Annotated in this window: 18 protein-coding genes and 1 pseudogene; 9 read left to right on the top strand and 10 right to left on the bottom strand. The window is 70.4% G+C overall.

The features are described 5' to 3' along the window. The first annotated feature begins 87 nt into the window (after positions 1 to 87). Positions 88 to 1,761 carry a penicillin-binding transpeptidase domain-containing protein gene (locus ABZ880_RS11555; RefSeq protein WP_361260249.1) on the top strand — a complete coding sequence of 558 codons (1,674 nt, stop codon included), beginning with the start codon at positions 88 to 90 and terminating at the stop codon, positions 1,759 to 1,761. Here ABZ880_RS11555 and ABZ880_RS11550 read toward each other — a convergent pair whose 3' ends face one another. Then, the gene (locus tag ABZ880_RS11550; RefSeq protein ID WP_361260247.1) at positions 1,762 to 2,121 is read right to left on the bottom strand and encodes an SsgA family sporulation/cell division regulator; all 360 of its coding nucleotides are present in this window, start codon (positions 2,119 to 2,121) and stop codon (positions 1,762 to 1,764) included. It lies immediately after the preceding gene. Positions 2,122 to 2,322: 201 nt separating this feature from the next. On the opposite strand from ABZ880_RS11550, the gene ABZ880_RS11545 reads away from it, so the two are divergent. The 6 genes from ABZ880_RS11545 (at position 2,323) to ABZ880_RS11520 (ending at position 7,103) form a co-directional block, all read left to right on the top strand. Continuing rightward, on the top strand, positions 2,323 to 3,369 hold the full coding sequence (locus tag ABZ880_RS11545; RefSeq protein ID WP_361260245.1) for an energy-coupling factor ABC transporter permease: 1,047 nt from the start codon (positions 2,323 to 2,325) through the stop codon (positions 3,367 to 3,369). A gap of 1 nt (position 3,370) precedes the next feature. Then, the gene (cbiQ, locus tag ABZ880_RS11540; RefSeq protein ID WP_361260243.1) at positions 3,371 to 4,132 is read left to right on the top strand and encodes a cobalt ECF transporter T component CbiQ; all 762 of its coding nucleotides are present in this window, start codon (positions 3,371 to 3,373) and stop codon (positions 4,130 to 4,132) included. After that, positions 4,120 to 4,878: an ABC transporter ATP-binding protein gene (locus ABZ880_RS11535; protein WP_361260241.1), complete on the top strand. Its 759-nt coding sequence runs from the start codon at positions 4,120 to 4,122 to the stop codon at positions 4,876 to 4,878. The genes cbiQ and ABZ880_RS11535 overlap by 13 nt, the downstream gene beginning before the upstream one ends. Further along, complete coding sequence (locus ABZ880_RS11530) at positions 4,875 to 5,345, top strand: MarR family transcriptional regulator (RefSeq protein WP_361260239.1); 471 nt, start codon at positions 4,875 to 4,877, stop codon at positions 5,343 to 5,345. The genes ABZ880_RS11535 and ABZ880_RS11530 overlap by 4 nt, the downstream gene beginning before the upstream one ends. A gap of 113 nt (positions 5,346 to 5,458) precedes the next feature. Then, on the top strand, positions 5,459 to 5,905 hold the full coding sequence (locus ABZ880_RS11525; protein ID WP_361260534.1) for an organic hydroperoxide resistance protein: 447 nt from the start codon (positions 5,459 to 5,461) through the stop codon (positions 5,903 to 5,905). A gap of 34 nt (positions 5,906 to 5,939) precedes the next feature. Then, positions 5,940 to 7,103: a serine hydrolase domain-containing protein gene (locus ABZ880_RS11520; RefSeq protein ID WP_361260237.1), complete on the top strand. Its 1,164-nt coding sequence runs from the start codon at positions 5,940 to 5,942 to the stop codon at positions 7,101 to 7,103. Between the two features lie 3 nt (positions 7,104 to 7,106). On the opposite strand, the gene ABZ880_RS11515 is transcribed toward ABZ880_RS11520, so the two are convergent. Further along, positions 7,107 to 7,382, bottom strand: coding sequence for a DUF1876 domain-containing protein (locus ABZ880_RS11515; protein WP_361260235.1), 276 nt, complete (start codon positions 7,380 to 7,382; stop codon positions 7,107 to 7,109). A gap of 128 nt (positions 7,383 to 7,510) precedes the next feature. On the opposite strand from ABZ880_RS11515, the gene ABZ880_RS11510 reads away from it, so the two are divergent. Further along, positions 7,511 to 7,915 carry a Rid family hydrolase gene (locus ABZ880_RS11510; protein WP_361260233.1) on the top strand — a complete coding sequence of 135 codons (405 nt, stop codon included), beginning with the start codon at positions 7,511 to 7,513 and terminating at the stop codon, positions 7,913 to 7,915. A 3-nt stretch (positions 7,916 to 7,918) separates the two neighbouring features. Here ABZ880_RS11510 and ABZ880_RS11505 read toward each other — a convergent pair whose 3' ends face one another. From ABZ880_RS11505 to ABZ880_RS11475, 7 genes and pseudogenes are all read right to left on the bottom strand, one after another. Further along, positions 7,919 to 8,764 carry a DMT family transporter gene (locus ABZ880_RS11505; protein ID WP_361260231.1) on the bottom strand — a complete coding sequence of 282 codons (846 nt, stop codon included), beginning with the start codon at positions 8,762 to 8,764 and terminating at the stop codon, positions 7,919 to 7,921. Next, the gene (locus tag ABZ880_RS11500) at positions 8,761 to 9,258 is read right to left on the bottom strand and encodes a YbaK/EbsC family protein (RefSeq protein WP_361260229.1); all 498 of its coding nucleotides are present in this window, start codon (positions 9,256 to 9,258) and stop codon (positions 8,761 to 8,763) included. The genes ABZ880_RS11505 and ABZ880_RS11500 overlap by 4 nt, the downstream gene beginning before the upstream one ends. Before the next feature lie 30 nt (positions 9,259 to 9,288). Further along, positions 9,289 to 9,387, bottom strand: a pseudogene (locus ABZ880_RS11495) (hypothetical protein); the annotation flags it as partial. Positions 9,388 to 9,406: 19 nt separating this feature from the next. Then, positions 9,407 to 9,874, bottom strand: a complete 468-nt coding sequence (locus ABZ880_RS11490) for a DUF5753 domain-containing protein (RefSeq protein ID WP_361260227.1) — start codon at positions 9,872 to 9,874, stop codon at positions 9,407 to 9,409. Positions 9,875 to 9,905: 31 nt separating this feature from the next. Next, a complete protein-coding gene (locus ABZ880_RS11485) occupies positions 9,906 to 10,304 on the bottom strand; it encodes a hypothetical protein (protein ID WP_361260225.1) in 399 nt (132 codons plus the stop codon). 170 nt (positions 10,305 to 10,474) lie between these two features. Further along, positions 10,475 to 12,688 carry an MMPL family transporter gene (locus tag ABZ880_RS11480; protein WP_361260223.1) on the bottom strand — a complete coding sequence of 738 codons (2,214 nt, stop codon included), beginning with the start codon at positions 12,686 to 12,688 and terminating at the stop codon, positions 10,475 to 10,477. 129 nt (positions 12,689 to 12,817) lie between these two features. Beyond that, a complete protein-coding gene (locus ABZ880_RS11475; protein ID WP_361260221.1) occupies positions 12,818 to 13,411 on the bottom strand; it encodes a TetR/AcrR family transcriptional regulator in 594 nt (197 codons plus the stop codon). A gap of 167 nt (positions 13,412 to 13,578) precedes the next feature. Between ABZ880_RS11475 and ABZ880_RS11470 the strand changes: the two genes are divergently transcribed. Continuing rightward, complete coding sequence (locus tag ABZ880_RS11470) at positions 13,579 to 16,833, top strand: S41 family peptidase (protein WP_361260219.1); 3,255 nt, start codon at positions 13,579 to 13,581, stop codon at positions 16,831 to 16,833. Between the two features lie 54 nt (positions 16,834 to 16,887). Here ABZ880_RS11470 and ABZ880_RS11465 read toward each other — a convergent pair whose 3' ends face one another. After that, positions 16,888 to 17,139: a hypothetical protein gene (locus ABZ880_RS11465; protein WP_361260217.1), complete on the bottom strand. Its 252-nt coding sequence runs from the start codon at positions 17,137 to 17,139 to the stop codon at positions 16,888 to 16,890. Positions 17,140 to 17,207 lie beyond the last annotated feature (68 nt).

Genomic DNA, 17,207 nt, shown 5'->3' with positions numbered 1-17,207 from the left:
AGGACGGGACTCTAGGCTGTTGCCGTCGTTGGTTGGGATGGATGAGGGCGACGGGGACCCTGGGGATACCGCGAAGGAACGGGAACTGTGGGCAACAGAAGGCGCGTCGCCGAGCGACGGAAGACCAAGCCCGCCGTGGTCGGCGGGATGATCGCCGTGGTGGTCGTCGGCGCAGGCTTCGGCGTCTACGCACTGACCGGCGGCTCGGCCGCCGACGACCGGACGTCGACGACGTCCTCGTCCGGTGACCACAAGCCCAAGGTCAAGACCGGACCGCTGTCCGCGAAAGAGGTCCGGTCGGCGTCCACGACGTTCCTCACGTCCTGGCAGACGGGCAAGGTGACGCAGGCGGCCGCCGTCACGAGCGACTCGACGGCGGCCACCGCCCTGCTCACCGGCTACACCAAGGACGCCCACATCAAGGACGTCACGCTCACCGCCGGCACCCGCACCGGCGACAAGGTCCCCTTCTCCGTCAAGGGCACCGTCTCCTACAAGGGCACCAGCAAGCCGCTGGCGTACGAGAGTTCGCTGACGGTCGTACGGAACAAGGAGACCGGCAAGCCGCAGGTCGACTGGCACTCCTCGGTCGTCCACCCCGACCTCAAGGACGGCGACACCCTGGTCACCGGCGAGTCCGGCACTCCGCCGGTCAAGGCGTACGACCGTGACGGCGGCGAGCTGACCACCGCGAAGTACGCCTCGCTGGGCCCGGTCCTCGACGGCCTGCGCGAGAAGTACGGCAAGACCGCCGGCGGCAAGGCGGGCATCGAGCTCCAGGTGGTGCGGGGCAAGGACTCGCAGAAGGCGAAGCTGTCCGACAAGACGCTGCTGACCATGAGCAAGGGCACGCCGGGCAAGGTCAAGACGACGCTGAGCCCGACGTTCCAGGCCGCGGCCGAGCGGCAGGTCGCCGCGAAGGCCCGGTCCTCGGTCGTCGTGATCCGTCCGTCGACCGGCGAGATCCTGGCCGTGGCGAACAACAGCCGCAGCTTCAACGTGGCGTTCCAGGGCTCCCTGGCCCCCGGCTCCACGATGAAGGTCGTGACGTCGACGATGCTGTTCGAGAAGGGGCTGGTCAAACCGGACGAGTCGCACCCCTGCCCCAAGACGTACAAGCTCGCGGGCTGGACGTTCCACAACGACGACGACTCCGAGATCAAGCAGGGCACGTTCAAGCTGGCCTTCGGGGCCTCCTGCAACAACGCCTTCATCAACTTCGCGCCGAAGCTGTCCAACAGCGATCTGACGAAGGAGGCCCAGCAGGTCTACGGCCTCGGCCTGAACAACTGGGCCATCGGCGTCCCAACCTTCGACGGCGCGATCCCGGTGCAGAGCGGCGCGCAGATGGGCGCCTCGCTGATCGGGCAGGGCGGGGTGCGCATGAACCCGCTGAACATGGCCTCGGTGTCGGCGACCGTCGAGTCGGGCGTGTTCCGCCAGCCGTACCTGGTCTCCCCCGACGTGGACCACCGCACGCTGGCGAAGGCCTCGCGCACCATGTCGGCGCAGACGCAGGGCTGGCTGAAGGAGGTCATGCGGTACACGGCGGGCTACGGCACGGCGTCCAAGGCGATGTCCGGGGTCTACGGCGACGTCGGCGCCAAGACGGGCTCGGCGGAGGTCGACGGCCAGAAGAAGCCGAACGGCTGGTTCACCGCCTACCGCGGCGACCTGGCGGCCGCGGGCGTCGTCCAGGCGGGCGGCCACGGCGGCGACACCGCCGGCCCGATCGTGGCGGCACTGCTGAAGATGGGCTGATCAGCGGCTGACCGGCGCCGTGGCCATGTAGGTGCGGCGCAGGAACCGCAGCAGGGCCTTGGTCTCGAACTGCACCACCGAGACGCCCTGGGCCGAGTGGAACTCGACGACGGCCTGCACCCGCCCGCACGGCCAGACGCGGACCTCGCCGGAGCCGGCCGGAGCGCGCAACCCCTGCTCCAGGAGCGAGCGGGAGAACGTCCACTCGTGCATCCCGTGGTGCGTGCCGGGAAGTCCGACCCGCACCGAGCGCGGGTCGGCCTCGGGGTCGTAGCGCAGCACGACGGGGATGGCCTCGTCCTCCGGGATGTCCGCGTCCGTGACGATGTGGGCTCGTGCGTACTGTTCGACTGCATACATCGTGACGGACCTCTCACGCTGCGTCATCTGTGTGGAAGCTGTGCGTCCACCCCTCTCCAATGTCCCATATTTTCCGGATCACGCCCCTTGGCGTAGGACAACTCACATCGCGCGACGACCGGACCCGCGCGACGAGCCGCGCGCGATTCACGAGGGTCTGGCTCTTGCAAATAGTTCGCAAGAAGCCTCTATCATCGAACGGTGCATGTGCCTGACGGATTCATCAACGCTCCCGCCTCCGCCGTGACCGGAGTCGTCGCCGCGGGCGCCATCGCCGTGAGCCTGCGCGGCGCCCGCCGTGAGCTGGACGAACGCACCGCGCCGTTGGCCGGCCTGGTGGCGGCGTTCATCTTCGCCGTGCAGATGCTGAACTTCCCCGTCGCGGCGGGGACCAGCGGACATCTGCTGGGCGGGGCGCTGGCGGCGATCCTTGTCGGCCCTTGTACGGGGGTCCTCTGCGTCTCCGTGGTCCTGCTCATGCAGGGCATCCTGTTCGCGGACGGCGGGCTGACCGCGCTCGGCGTGAACATCACCGACATGGCGATCGTCACGACGGTCGTCGGGTACGCGGTCTTCCGCGGCCTGGTGAAGGTGCTCCCGCGCAAGCGGCGCTCCGTGACGGTCGCCTCCTTCGTGGCCGCGCTCGTCTCGGTCCCGGCCGCCGCAGTCGCCTTCACCTTCCTCTACGCCGTCGGCGGCACCACCGACATCGCCATCGGCAAGGTCGCCACCGCGATGATCGGTGTGCACGTCCTGATCGGCATCGGCGAGGCCGCGATCACGGCGCTGACGGTCGGCGCGGTCGTCGCCGTACGCCCGGATCTCGTGTACGGCGCGCGGGGCCTGGAGCAGAAGCTCAAGCTGCGGGTGAACGGCGAGCTCGTCGACGTGCCGCCGGCGCCCGCGCCCGTCGCGGCGCGCACCTCCCGCCGCGCCCTGTGGATCACCGGCCTCGCGACCTCCGTCGTCCTCGCCGGGTTCGTCAGCTTCTACGCCTCCTCCAACCCCGACGGTCTGGAGAAGGTCGCCCGCGACAAGGGCATCGACCGCAATGTGGAGAAGCACGCCTCGGCCGACTCCCCGCTCGCCGACTACGGGGTCAAGGATGTCGAGAACGCCCGCCTGTCCGGGGGGCTGGCGGGCGTGATCGGCGTCGGCGTGACCGTCGTCGCGGGCAGCACGGTGTTCTGGGCGGTGCGCAGGCGTCGTACGGCCGACGTGTCGCCGGCGAGCACGAGCGCGGTCTGACATGGGGGCCGGGCACGCGCACAGGCTGTACCGGCACGGGCACTCGCCCGTGCACTCCCTGCCGCCGCACACCAAGCTCGCCGCCGCGTTCGGCTTCGTGGTGGTCGTGGTGTCGACGCCGCGGGAGGCGATGTGGGCGTTTTGCCTGTACGCCGTGCTGTTGGGCGTCGTCGCGTACGTCGCGCGCGTGCCCGCCGGTTTCCTGCTGAAGCGGCTGCTGATCGAGGTGCCGTTCGTGGCGTTCGCGGTGCTGATGCCGTTCGTGGCGGAGGGCGAGCGGGTGGACGTTCTGGGGCTGTCGCTGAGCGTGAACGGCCTGTGGGGCGCGTGGAACGTCCTCGCGAAGGGCACGCTGGGCGTCGCCGCGTCCGTGCTGCTGGCCTCCACGACCGAGCTGCGCGAACTCCTCCTCGGCCTGCAGCGGTTGAAGCTCCCGCCGCTGCTCGTCCAGATCGCGTCCTTCATGATCCGCTACGGCGATGTCATCACGGACGAGATGCGGCGCATGCGGATCGCTCGGGAGTCGCGGGGGTTCGAGGCGCGCGGCGTCAGGCACTGGGGCGTGCTGGCCAAGTCCGCGGGCGCCCTCTTCATCCGCTCCTACGAACGCGGGGAGCGCGTGCATCTGGCCATGGTCAGCCGTGGTTACGCCGGTTCGATGCCGGTGATCGACGAGGTGACCGCGTCCCGGGCGCAGTGGTCGTACGCCCTCGCGCTGCCCGTCGCCGCCCTCGTCGTCTGCCTGCTGGGATGGACCCTGTGACACCTTCACTGGAAGTGGCCGGTCTGGCCTTCGCGTACCCCGACGGCCACCAGGCCCTGTTCGGCGTGGACTTCACGATCGGGCGCGGTGAACGGGTCGCGCTGCTCGGCCCGAACGGCGCCGGCAAGACGACCCTCGTCCTGCACCTCAACGGCATCCTGACCGGCGGCGCGGGCACGGTGACGGTCGCCGGACTGCCCGTCGGCAAGCGGCACATGGCGGAGATCCGGCGCCGGGTCGGCATCGTCTTCCAGGACCCGGACGACCAGCTGTTCATGCCGACGGTCCGGGAGGACGTGGCGTTCGGCCCTGCGGCGGCCGGGCTGAAGGGGCCGGAGCTGGAGGAGCGGGTCGACCGGGCCCTGGCCCGGGTGGGCATGTCCGACTTCAAGGACCGCCCCCCGCACCACCTCTCCTTCGGCCAGCGCCGCCGGGTCGCCGTCGCGACCGTCCTCGCCATGGAACCGGAGATCCTCGTCCTGGACGAGCCGTCCTCCAACCTCGACCCGGCCTCCCGCCGCGAACTGGCCGACATCCTGCGCTCGTTGGACGTCACCGTCCTCATGGTCACGCACGACCTGCCGTACGCCCTCGAGCTGTGCCCGCGCTCGCTGATCCTCAGCGAGGGCGTGATCGCGGCGGACGGCAAGACGGGCGAACTCCTCTCCGACGACGCGCTGATGCGCGCCCACCGCCTGGAGCTGCCGTTCGGCTTCGATCCGCGTTCCGTGACAATGGGCGCGTGACGAACGAGAAGCCCGCGGACGACAGTGCCTCGCTGCTGCTGGACCAGCAGCTGTGCTTCGCGCTGTACGCCGCCCAACGCGCGGTGACGGCCGCATACCGCCCGCTTCTCGACGAGCTGGGCCTCACCTACCCCCAGTACCTCGTCCTGCTGGTCCTCTGGGAGCGCGGCGAGACCACGGTCAAGGAGCTGGCAGCCGCCCTCCGGCTCGACTACGGCACCGTCTCCCCGCTGCTGAAACGGCTGGAGGCGGCCGGACTGGTGCGGCGGGAGCGGTCGGCGCGGGACGAGCGTTCGGTGCTCGTCGCGGTCACCGGGCGCGGGGAGAAGCTGCGGGAACGCGCTCAGTGCGTACCGGCCTCGCTGCTTGCGGCGACGGAACTCGCGGAGGCGGAGGTGGCCCGGTTGCGCGAGGAGTTGTGGCAGCTGACGCGAAAGGCGGAGGCCGCGGCCGACCGTAGCCGCTGATCTCGGGTTACCCGCGGTCGCTACCCCCTGGTAACAGCAGCCGACCTACCGGCCAGTACCTTGTGCACGATGTACTTGTGCGCATTCGTTTTGGGGGGCCAGCCATGAGCGCCATGAGTGACGACACCGCCGTCGACACCCGACCGTCGAAGATCATGTACGTCGCCGAGGCGACCGCTCACGGCGGCCGGGACGGCTACGTCACCAGTCAGGACGGGCAGATCCAGCTGAAGGTCGCGATGCCGCCGGAGCTCGGCGGCGACGGCAACGGCACCAACCCCGAGCAGCTGTTCGCGGCGGGCTACAGCTCCTGCTTCCACAACGCCCTGGTGCTGGTGGGCCGCCGGGCCGGCTTCGACCTCACCGGCTCCACGGTCTCCGCGAAGGTCGGCATCGGCCCCAACAAGCAGCGCGGCTACGGCCTCGCGGTCGCCCTCAGCGTCTCCCTCCCCGTCCTCGACGCCGACATCGCGGCGAAGCTGGTGGACGCCGCCCACGAGGTCTGCCCGTACTCGAACGCGACCCGCGGGAACATCGACGTGACGATTCTGCTTGGGTGAGTAGGGAGTACACACAGGCAGGAGGGGCACGGCCGTGGACGTGAACGGCGCAGTCGCCGACGGCTTCGAGCCGGTCAGGGAAGCGTTCGTGCGGAACTTCGAGGTGCTCGGGGACCGGGGCGCGGCCGTCGCCGTCTACCGGGACGGGCACAAGGTCGTGGACCTGTGGGGCGGTGCGAAGGACGTCGACGGCACCGAGCCCTGGCAGCGCGGCACCGCGCAGATCGTGCGCTCGGCGACCAAGGGCGTCGCCACCGCCGTACTCCTGCTGCTGAACCAGCGGGGGGAGCTGGATCTGGACGCGCCGGTCGGGGACTACTGGCCGGAGTTCAAGGCGGCCGGCAAGGAGCGGACGCGGGTGTGGCAGCTACTCGCGCACCGCACCGGCGTGCCCGTGCTGGACCGCCCCCTCACGCCCGCCGAGGCCGCGGACCCCGACCTCGGTGCCGCGGCGGTCGCGGCGCAGGCGCCGGTGTGGGAGCCGGGCACTGACCACGGGTACCACGCGCAGACGTACAGCTGGCTGACCGGCGAGCTGGTGCGGCGCATCACCGGGCGCGGTATCGGTGAGTGGATCGCCGACGAGATCGCGGGTCCGGTCGGGGCGGACTTCCGGCTCGGGGTGCCGTACGCGGAGCAGGCGCGCGTCGGCCGGGTCGGCCGGCTCGACGACCCCCCGGTGGATCCCCACGGCCTGCGCACCCGCCCCAAGCGTGCCGTCTCCGAGGCCTATGCCGACCCCGCCTCCCTCACCCGCCGCGCCTTCGCGGCGATCACGCCGCTGCCCGACGAGAACGACCCCGCGTACCGCGCCGCCGCCCTGCCCGCCTCCAACGGCATCGCCACGGCGGACGGACTCGCCCGCTTCTACGCGTCGCTGATCGGTGAAGTGGAGGGCGGGACACGCCTGTTCATGCCGGAGACGATGGAGCTGGCCCGCGCCGAGCGCAGCGCGGGCCCGGACCGCGTGCTGGTGGTGAACACGCGGTTCGGCCTCGGCTACATGCTGCACGGAGCGGCCTCCCCGCTCCTGTCCCCCACCTCCTTCGGCCACCCGGGCCGCGGTGGCGCCCTCGGCTTCGCCGACCCCGACTCCGGCATCGCCTTCGGCTATGTGACCAACGGTTTCAGGAAGAGCGTGACGGCGGATCCGCGGGCGCAGGCGCTGGTGCGGGCCGTACGCACAGCCGTCAGGTGACGCTCATACGTTGATCGGGTGCGAGGTCCGGCCGGACGCCGAGTCGATCTCGCCGTGCGCCTTGGTGAGCAGCTGCATGGCGAGTTCGTTCAGCGCCCGTGCGCCGGCGATCTCCTCGCCCACCCTCGGCTGATTGGAGTCGGTGTGGTGGCGGCTGGCGTGCCCGTGGGCCCGTACCTCGGTCCCGTCGGACAGGCGCAGCATCGCGACCGCCCGCGTGTGCGTGTCGTCCTCCTGGAACTCCATCTCGACGTGCCATCCCACGACGGTCTTCGTCATGACGATCACCTCCGGAACACCTGCTTCCAGGGTGCTCCTCGAAGGACGCGAACGCACCACTGGACCGCACGGTCGCCGGTGGAACGGACGGCGGAATGGACGGGGCGGGCCGGGACGTTCGAGGGTTCATGACGCCCGACCAGCGCACCATCACCAACCCGACCGCCCTCCACGACCCGACGCCGTTCGGCTACAGCCACGCCGTCTCGGCGCCCGGCCAACTCGTCTTCATCGGCGGCCAGTACGCCTCCGACGCCACGGGCGCGCCCGTGCCGGGCGACTTCGCCGCGCAGGTGGACCTGGCCTTCGAGCGGCTGCGGCAGGCGCTTGCGGGGGTGGGCCTCGGCTACGAGCACGTCGTACGGCTGGGCACGTTCGTCGTGGACCACGACCTCGCCAAGCTGGAGGTCCTGGGCAAGGCGCTGCACTCCCGCTTCGGGGACCGCCTGCCGGCGCAGACGCTCAGCGGCGTCGCCTCGCTCGCGCTGCCGGGGATGCTGTTCGAGGTGGACGCGGTGGCGGTACGGCCGTGACGCCTACCCGGCGTGCAGCATCAGCCCGATGCCGAGCACCAGCAGCCCCGCCGCGGCGATCCTCGGTGCTCCGAACCGTTCCTTGAAGAAGACGGCGCCTATCGCCGCGCCCACGATGATCGACGACTCGCGCAGGGCGGCGATGGGCGCGAGCTCGGCCTTGGTCTGGGCCCACAGGACGAGCCCGTACGCCAGCACGGACAGCGCGGCGCCCAGCAGCCCCAGAGCCGCGAACGGCCGTAGCGTGCACACCAGTTGGCCACGCCACCGGTAGGCCGCGTACGCCGGGATCGCCACGCCCTCCACCGCCATCAGCCAGGCGATGTAGCCGAGGGAGGAGCCGGAGGCGCGTACGCCGAGCCCGTCGACGACCGTGTACCCGGCGATCGTCAGCCCGGTGGCGAGTGCCGCACCGATCGCTGCCCAGTTCGGGCGGCTGCCGCGCAGCCCCCACAGCGCGACGCCGGTCAGGCCCGCGCAGGACACCGCGATGCCCGCCGCGGCCCAGCCGTCCGGGACCTCGTGGGCGAAGAGGGCGGCGAGGACGGTGACCACCAGAGGCGCGGTGCCGCGCGCGATCGGGTACGCCTGGCCGAAGTCGCCGAGCCGGAAGGACCGCATGAGCAGTACGTAGTAGGCGACGTGGATGAGGGCGGAGCCGATGAGATACGGCCATGCTCCGGCCGCCGGGAACGGCACGAACGGCACCATGGCCAGCCCGATGAGCATGCCGCCGCCGGCGATCAGGGTGAAGCCGACCAGTTTGTCGGTGATCTGATGGGCGATCGCGTTCCAGCTGGCGTGCGTGACCGCGGCGACCAGGACGGCTGCGGCGACCAGCGGCGTCACGAGGTGTGCTCGCGCACGTCCACGAGGGCGGCACCGGCGTGGGCGATCAGGTCCTTGGGCTCCATGGGGAACACGGTGTGCGGGTTCCCGGCCGCGGCCCACACCACGTCGTGCTCGAGCAGCGAACGATCGGCGAGCACCCGGGTCTTCGTACGGTGGCCGAAGGGCGGTACGCCGCCGATGGCGTACCCGGTCGTCTCCCGTACGACGTCCGCCTTGGCCCGCGTCACCTTCTCGGCGCCGAGCTCCTGCCGGACCCGCTCGACGTCCACGCGGGACGCCCCGTCCATGAGCACCAGCACCGGCACGCCGTCCGCCGCGAAGATCAGCGACTTGCAGATCTGACTCAGCTCGCACCCGATCGCAGCGGCGGCCTCGACGGCGGTCCGGGTCGCGTCCGGGAAACGGCGGATGCGGTCGTGCACTTCGTCGAGGCCCAGCTCACGAAGGGCCTCGACGAAGCGGGGGTTGGCTCCTGAGTCGGAAGGCGTCATGCCCGGCAGGTTAGCTGCCGGATACAAACATCACGAACGAATTCCAGGTGGCGGGCGTGACGGTGAGGTCGGGGTGACGGCGGCCGTCTTGGAGTCGCGGATGTGGATGGTGGCGGGGGCGGTGGCGACCTCGACGCAGTCGTCGCCTTCACTGCTGCTGTAGCTGCTCTCCGTCGGAGCGCCCCACGCCGGTGCCGTCCTCGAACTTCAGCAGTTCGATCAAGCCGCTCATACCGGGGTGGCCCCTGTGGAGGGCCGGCATGACCTGGACCTCGACGTTGGGCAACTGGCAAAGCTCCAGCAGGTGTTCAGGCCGTCGGCGCAGCACCATTGTCCCGCCGATGGGTCGTTCGAGCGTCACCTGCTCCTGGACAAAGCTGAGGTCAGGTGCGGGGGCGCGGTCGAAGACCGAATGCCGGGCCACGCGTGCCGCCACCATCTGCTCCAACTCGTCCTGCGAATAGGCCGGGCGGCGCACCTCCAGCAACGACCGTGTGTACTCCGGCGTCTGCAGCAATCCGTGGACGTTGTGATTGCTGTACAGCAGCAGCTCGTCCGCCCGCGCCTCCGTCTCGGCCGACTCCCGCACCTTGTTCGGGTACCGAGCCTTGCGCATGTCCTCGCCGACCTGCGCGAGCGAAGCGTGTTCACTCCGCCCAGCTGACCTGCTGCGCCGCCGCCCGCTTCCGCCGCCCCGCCACCAGACCGCCCGCCGCTCCCAGCGACACCACGCCCATCATCGCGGCGGCGAGGACGCCCTTCACACCGTCCATCGTGAGGTACATGGCGACGGCCGTGGCGCCGTTGAAGAGGAACAGGAACCACAGCGTGCCCGGGCGGCCCAGGAACGCCTTGATCTTCGGCTTCTTCGCGATCCGCGAGCCCGCGAGCAGCGCGACGACCGTTCCGACGGCGGTGGCGATGTTCTTCTGGGTGCTGTCCTCGATGACGGCACCCGCGCCCGCACTGGCGGCGAGGCCGCCGGCGAAGCAGGTCCACAGGACGAGGTCGGTGACGAACTTCCTGACGGCGGCGACGGCAGACATGGCAGGGCCCTTCCGGGAGTGGGATTCGGGGATTCGGGGTCTCTTCGACCCGTCCTCAACGATCCCGTCCGGCGCCCCCGAGCAACGAGAGAGCGGCCTCCCGAACCGATGGTGTAGCGCGCTACACCATGCAGTTCGGAAGGCCGCCCCCAATCCGGAGCCGCGAGGCCTCAGGCCCGCACCAGCTCCCGGTCCTCGTCCGCGTCCGTACCCTTCGTGTCGTCGTCCAGGTTCTTCAGGCCCTCGCCCTCGACGTCCACGTTCGGCAGCGCGCGGTCCAGCCACTTCGGCAGCCACCAGGCCTTCTTGCCGAGCAGGGCAAGGACCGCCGGCACGATCGCCATCCGGACGACGAACGCGTCGAAGAACACCGCGATCGCGAGCCCGAAGCCGATCATCTTGATCATCGACTCGCTGGAGGAGATGAACCCTCCGAAGACGGCGATCATGATGACCGCGGCCGCGCCCACGACCCGGGCGCTGTGCCGGAAGCCGGTCACGATGGCCTGGCCGGGCGTCTCCCCGTGGACGTACGCCTCCCGCATACGGGTCACGAGGAACACCTCGTAGTCCATCGCGAGACCGAAGACCACACCCACCATGAAGATCGGCATCATCGACATGATCGGGCCGGTCTGCTCCACGCCCAGCAGTCCGCCGAGCCAGCCCCACTGGAAGACCGCGACCACGGCACCGAGCGCGGCGAGCACGCTGAGCAGGAAGCCGAGGGCAGCCTTCAGCGGGACCAGGATCGATCGGAAGACCGCGATCAACAACAGGAACGCAAGGCCCACCACCAGGCCCAGGTACGGGATCAGCGCGTCATTCAGCTTCTGCGAGAAGTCGATGTTCATCGCGGTGGTGCCGGTGACCAGGACCTTGGCGTCCGTGTCGGCCTTGACGTCCGCGCCCTTGTCGCGGATCGCGTGCACCAGGTCCTCGGTCTGCGTCGAGGACGGCTTGGACGCCGGGATCACGGTGATCGTCGCGGTGTCGCCGGCCTTGTTGAAGACCGCCGGAGTCACCGTCACGACGTCCTTGAGGCCCTTGATGTCGTCGGACACCGCGGTGGCCGCCGCCTTCGGGTCGGCGCTGTCCTTGGCGTCGACCACGATCATCAGGGGGCCGTTGAAGCCGGGGCCGAAGCCCTCCGACAACAGGTCGTACGCCCTGCGCTGGGTCGTGGACGTGGGCTGCGAACCGTCGTCGGGCAGGCCCAGCTCCAGTTGGGTGGCCGGTACGGCGACCGTGCCCAGGCCGACCACGCCGAGCAGCAGTACCGCTGCCGGGCGGCGGACGACGAAGCTCGCCCAGCGCTCGCCCAGGCCGGGCTTCCCGACGGAGCCCTCCTTGGCCTTCCGGCGCTTCTCGCCCGCCGGTTTGACCTTCTTGCCCGCGTACCCGAGCAGCGCCGGGATCATGGTCAGCGCGATGAGGACGGCCACCACGACCGTGCCCGCCGCCGCGAGGCCCATCCTCGTCAGCATCGGCACATTGACGACCGCGAGGCCCGCCAGTGCGATCACGACCGTCAGGCCCGCGAAGACCACCGCCGAACCTGCCGTACCAGCGGCCCGGCCGACCGCCTCCTCACGGGAACGGCCCTCGGCCAGCTCGCTGCGGTACCGGGAGACGATGAACAGCGCGTAGTCGATGCCGACCGCCAGGCCGATCATCAGCGCCAGCGTGGACGTCGTGTCGCCGAGGTCGAGCGTCTTGGCCAGCGCGGTGATGGTGGAGACGCCGATGCCGACCCCGATGATCGCCGTCAGCAGCGGCAGTCCGGCCGCGACCAGTGAGCCCAGGGTGATGACCAGGACGACGGCGGCGATGGCGAGACCGACGACCTCGCCGGCCGCCCCGGGCTCGGCCCCGGCCTGCAGCGCGTCGCCGCCGATCTCGACGGTCAGCCCCGCGTTCCGCGCGTCCTTCGCGGCGTCCTCGAGGGCGTCCCGGGAGGCGTCCTTGAGCTCCATGCCGGAGACGTCGTACTTCACGGACACATAGGCGACCGTGCCGTCCTTGCTGACGGCGTTCGCCTTGTAGGGGTCGGCGACAGAGGTGACCTCGGAGCCGTCGGCCAGCTCCTTCACCGTCTTCTCGACGGTGCCCTTGTTGTCGGCGTCGGTCATCTTCTCGCCGGCCGGCGCCTTGAAGACGACACGGCCGGTCGCGCCGTCGGCGCTCATGCCGGGGAAGCGCTGTTCCAGCAGGTCGAAAGCTTTCTGCGCTTCCGTGCCGGGGATCGAGAAAGAGGTGGATCCGGCAGCGGGCGCGGAGGCCGCACCGGCTCCCGCGAGGGTCAGCAGCGCCACCCAGAACAGGGCGACGAAATGGCGTCGCCTGAAGGCGAACCGGCCGAGCCGGTAGAGGAACGTGGCCACGGAGGCGTACTCCCGGTCAGGTCGTGTGATGGTGCAGGGCAGGGGTGATCACCCGGCGGGGAAGGCAGGGGTGACCGTCCCGACGACTTGAGCGGTGACGTCAGGTGCTGGGGAGGGGGTGGGGATGTGTCAGGCGCGGAGGGCGGGGAGGACCACCGCGTCGATGTACGAGAGAAGGAAGGCCTGGTTCGGCGGCTGCTCGTCGATGATGCTGCGGGCCGCGAACCCGCCGATCATCATGTGGATCATGTAGTCGATCGCGGGGTTGTCCGCACGGACCTCACCGCGGTCGATCGCCCGCTGCAGCACACGGCGGAACTCCGCCATCTCCGGTTCGATCAGATGCTCCCGGAACGCCTTGAGGAGGTCCGGGTTGCCGTGGATCGCCATGGCCAGACCGCGCATCAGCGCGGAGTTCGCCTCCATCTCGCAGTCGTCCGACCGCAGAGTGAGGGCATGCAGGTCGCCCTGGAGCGAGCCGGTGTCGATCTCGTCGAACGAGGGTCCCGGCTTGTTGTGCCGCACCGCCTTCGCGACCAGCTCGGCCTTGCCGCCCCACTGGCGGTAGAGCGTCGCCTTGCTGGACTTGGTGCGGGCCGCCACGGCGTCCATGGTGAGGGCGTCGTAACCGACCTCCCGGAGCAGGTCGAGCACGGCCTCGTACAACTCGGCCTCACGCTCGGGCGTGATCCGACTGCGACGCGCCGTTGCGACCTCAGTCATGCCACTCACCTTCCCGCTCGGGATGCGCCGATCCGCGCGCCTTCTCCGTACCTTCATGAAGATACCCTGAAGGCGAGCGAAACGAAACCGTTTCGTACGTGTGCTGGCTCACGAAGGTGAACGGCACATAAGTTGCTGGGCCCCATTCCCCGGAAAAGCATGGGGAGGTGAGCTATCTGCGCCTGCCGCACCTGAGCGGCGATCTGTTGTGCTTCGTGGCCGAGGACGACCTGTGGCTGGCCCCTCTCGACGACCCGGGCCGCGCCTGGCGCCTGACCGTCGACCGTACGAAAGTGGGCCACCCCCGTTTCTCGCCGGACGGCCGCACGATCGCGTACACGAGCTGGCGGAGTCTGGTCCCCGAGATCCATGTGGTGCCGGTGGACGGCGGCCCGGGCAGACAGCTCACCCACTGGGGGTCGGCCGACACCCAGGTGTGCGGCTGGACGCCCCAGGGAACCATCCTCGCCGTCGCCTCCCACGGCGAGCCCTTCTCCTATTTCACCTGGGCCTACAAGGTCTCCACCGACGGCGACCCCGGGCGCAAGCTCCCCTGGGGCCCGGTCTCCGACATCCAGGTCGCGGAGATCGACGGCGAGCGCAGGACCCTCCTGCTCACCGGCACCCCGCCGCACGAACCGGCCACCTGGAAGCGGTATCGGGGCGGGGCGACGGGCCGTCTCTGGCTGCACGGCGAACGGCTCCTCGCCGACCTCGAGGGCCACCTCCACTCCCCCATGTTCGTCGGCGGCCGGATCGCCTTCCTCTCCGACCACGAGGGCATCGGCAACCTCTACTCCTGCGCCTACGACGGCTCCGACCTGCGCCGGCACACCGACCACGACGCCTTCTACGCCCGCCACGCGTCGAGCGACGGCACGCGGGTGGTGTACCAGTGCGCCGGGGACCTGTGGATCGTCGACGACCTGGCCGCCGACTCCGAGCCGCGCCGCCTGGACGTACGGCTGAGCGGGCCGCGCGCGGGCCGCCGTACGTACCAGGTCCCGGCGGCCCAGCACGTGGACGGCATCTCGGTCGACGAGACGGGTCGCGCGAGCGCGGTCGTCGTACGCGGCAGCCTGTACTGGCTGACCCATCGGGACGGGCCCGCCCGCACGATCATCGACACTCCGGGCGTACGGGTCCGGCTCCCGGAGATGCTCGGCTCGGTCGGCCAGGTCGCCTACGTCACGGACGCGGAGGGCGAGGACGCGATCGAGATCGCCTATCTGCCGCGGGCGACGGGGGACCGAGAGCCGCGCCGGCTCGCCTCGGGAGCACTGGGGCGGGTGCTGGAGCTGGTCGCCGACCCGCAGGGCGAGCGCCTCGCCATCGCCTCGCACGACGGACGGCTGCTGCTCCTCACTGTGTCCGATGATGCGGCTACCGCCGCGGGGACCGAGGGTTCCAACGAGGAGGTCACCGAGCTGATCCAGTCGGTCAACGGGCCGGTTCGGGACCTGGCGTTCTCACCGGACGGCGCATGGCTGACGTGGTCCCACCCGGGGATCGGCCGGACTCTGCGCCAGATCAAGATGGCCCGCATAAAGGACCGCCTGATCGTCGACGTGACCAACGGCCGCTTCGAGGACGAGAACCCGGTGTTCACCCGCGACGGCCGCTACCTCGCCTTCCTTTCCTGGCGGGGCTTCGACCCGGTCTACGACGTCCACACCGGCGACCTGTCCTTCCCGTTGGGCTGCCGCCCCTATCTGGTGCCGCTGTCCTCCGCGACCCCCTCCCCCTTCGCGCTGAACCCGGAGGGCCGGCCGGCCGCCGGGGGCCTCGACCCCGTGGAGGAGGAAGAGGGCGACGGGGCGGTGACCGTCGAGATCGAAGGACTGGAGAACCGGGTCACCCCCTTCCCGGTCACCGCCTCCAAGTACTCGGCGCTGTACCCGGTCGCGGGCGGCGGACTGGTCTGGCTGCGCTGGCCGATCTCGGGGGCGCTGGGCGAGACGTTCGCCAACCCGGACGACATGACCGGCCGCCCGACCCTGGAGTACTTCAACATCAGCAAGGCGAAGAAGTCCGAACTCGTCGGACACCTGGACTGGTTCGCGGTCAGCGGCGACGGCAGCCGGCTGGTCGTGGTGGACGAGGACGAGCTGCGCGCGGTCCCCTCGTCCGAGTCCGGAGACAGCGACACGACCGTCTGGATCGACCTGCGCCGCATCCTGCACGAGGTCGACCCGGCAGCCGAGTGGCGCCAGTCGTACGAGGAGGCCGGCCGGCTGATCCGGGCCTACTTCTGGGACCCGGGGATGTGCGGCGTCGACTGGGACGCGGTGCTCGACCAGTACCGCCCGCTGGTCGAACGGGTCGCGTCCCCCGACGAGTTCGCGGACCTCCTGCGCGAGGTGCTAGGCGAACTGGGCACCTCGCACGCCTACGTCACCGCCGCCCGCCGCAACGAGGGCCCGCCGCACTACCAGCGCCGGCAGGGTCTGCTGGGCGCCAACTTCGTACGCAGGGAAGAGGGTTGGGTGGTCAAGCGGATCCTGCCCGGCGAGTCGTCGGACTCGAAGGCGCGCTCACCGCTGGCGGGTACGGGCATCCGCGAAGGCGCAGTCCTGACCCACGTGGACGGCCGCCCGGTGGACCCGCTGACGGGCCCGTATCCCTTGTTGGCGGGCGCAGGCGGCACAACCGTGGAACTGACCTTCACCCCGGCGGAGGGCGAGGCGGGCCACGCGCGCCGCGTGGCGGTCGTCCCCCTGATCGACGAACGCCCCCTCCGCTACCAGGACTGGGTGGCCAAACGCCGAGCCGTGGTACGGGAGTTGAGCGGTGGCCGCTGCGGCTATCTGCACATCCCGGACATGGGCGGCTCGGGCTGGGCCCAGTTCAACAGGGACCTGCGGATGGAGGTGTCGAGGCCCGCACTGATCGTGGACGTACGCGGCAACGCCGGCGGCCACATCAGCGAGTTGGTCGTCGAGAAGCTGACCCGCACGATCCTGGGCTGGGACCTCACCCGCAACGCCCAGCCGGTGTCGTACGCCTCGAACGCCCCGCGAGGCCCGGTGGTTGCACTGGCGGACGAGGCGACGTCCTCCGACGGCGACATGATCACGGCGGCCTTCAAGCTCCTCAAACTGGGCCCGGTGATCGGCCAGCGCACCTGGGGCGGAGTCGTCGGCATGACCGGCCGCCACCGCCTCGGCGACGGCACGGTGATCACGGTCCCGATGAACGCGGCATGGTTCGACGCGTACGGCTGGGGCGTCGAGAACCGCGGCGTGACCCCGGACCTGGAGATCCTCCGCACCCCGCTGGACTGGGCGGAGGGCCGCCACGCCCAACTGGACGACGCCGTACAGCTGGCGGTGGACCTGCTGGAGACCAACCCTCCGGCGACACCGCCGGATTACTCGAACGTCCCGAACCACTCGAGGCCGAAGCTGCCGCCCCGTACATGAGAAAGGGTGCCCCTCGTCAGGGGCACCCTTCCCGGTCAGTGCAGGACGTCGGCGTCAGGCGTCATAGTCCTGGTCGAAACGGTCCTGCTCCTCGCGCTGGAGCCGCTCCGTCTCCTCGTCGCGCATGCGGTCACGGCCCTGCCCCTGGCCCTGACCCGGGTGCTGGGGCCGACCCTGGCCCTGACCCTGCGGCTGGCCGCCCTGGCGGCTGCGCTGCTGGCCCTGCTCCCGGGCCTGCTGGGCCTTCTGCTTGGCCTGCTGCTGCCACTGCTCCGACTGGTCCTGGAACTTGTCCTTCATACCCATGTGGGTTCACTCCCGTAGTGGGTGGGGGAAAGGCCCTTGATCGGGCCTCGACCAGATTCACATGCCGG

The organism is Streptomyces sp. NPDC047043, from assembly GCF_040644055.1.
Lineage (GTDB): Bacteria > Actinomycetota > Actinomycetes > Streptomycetales > Streptomycetaceae > Streptomyces.
The sequence above is the reverse complement of the archived record's forward strand: the minus strand, read 5'-3'. Positions and strand labels throughout refer to the sequence as shown.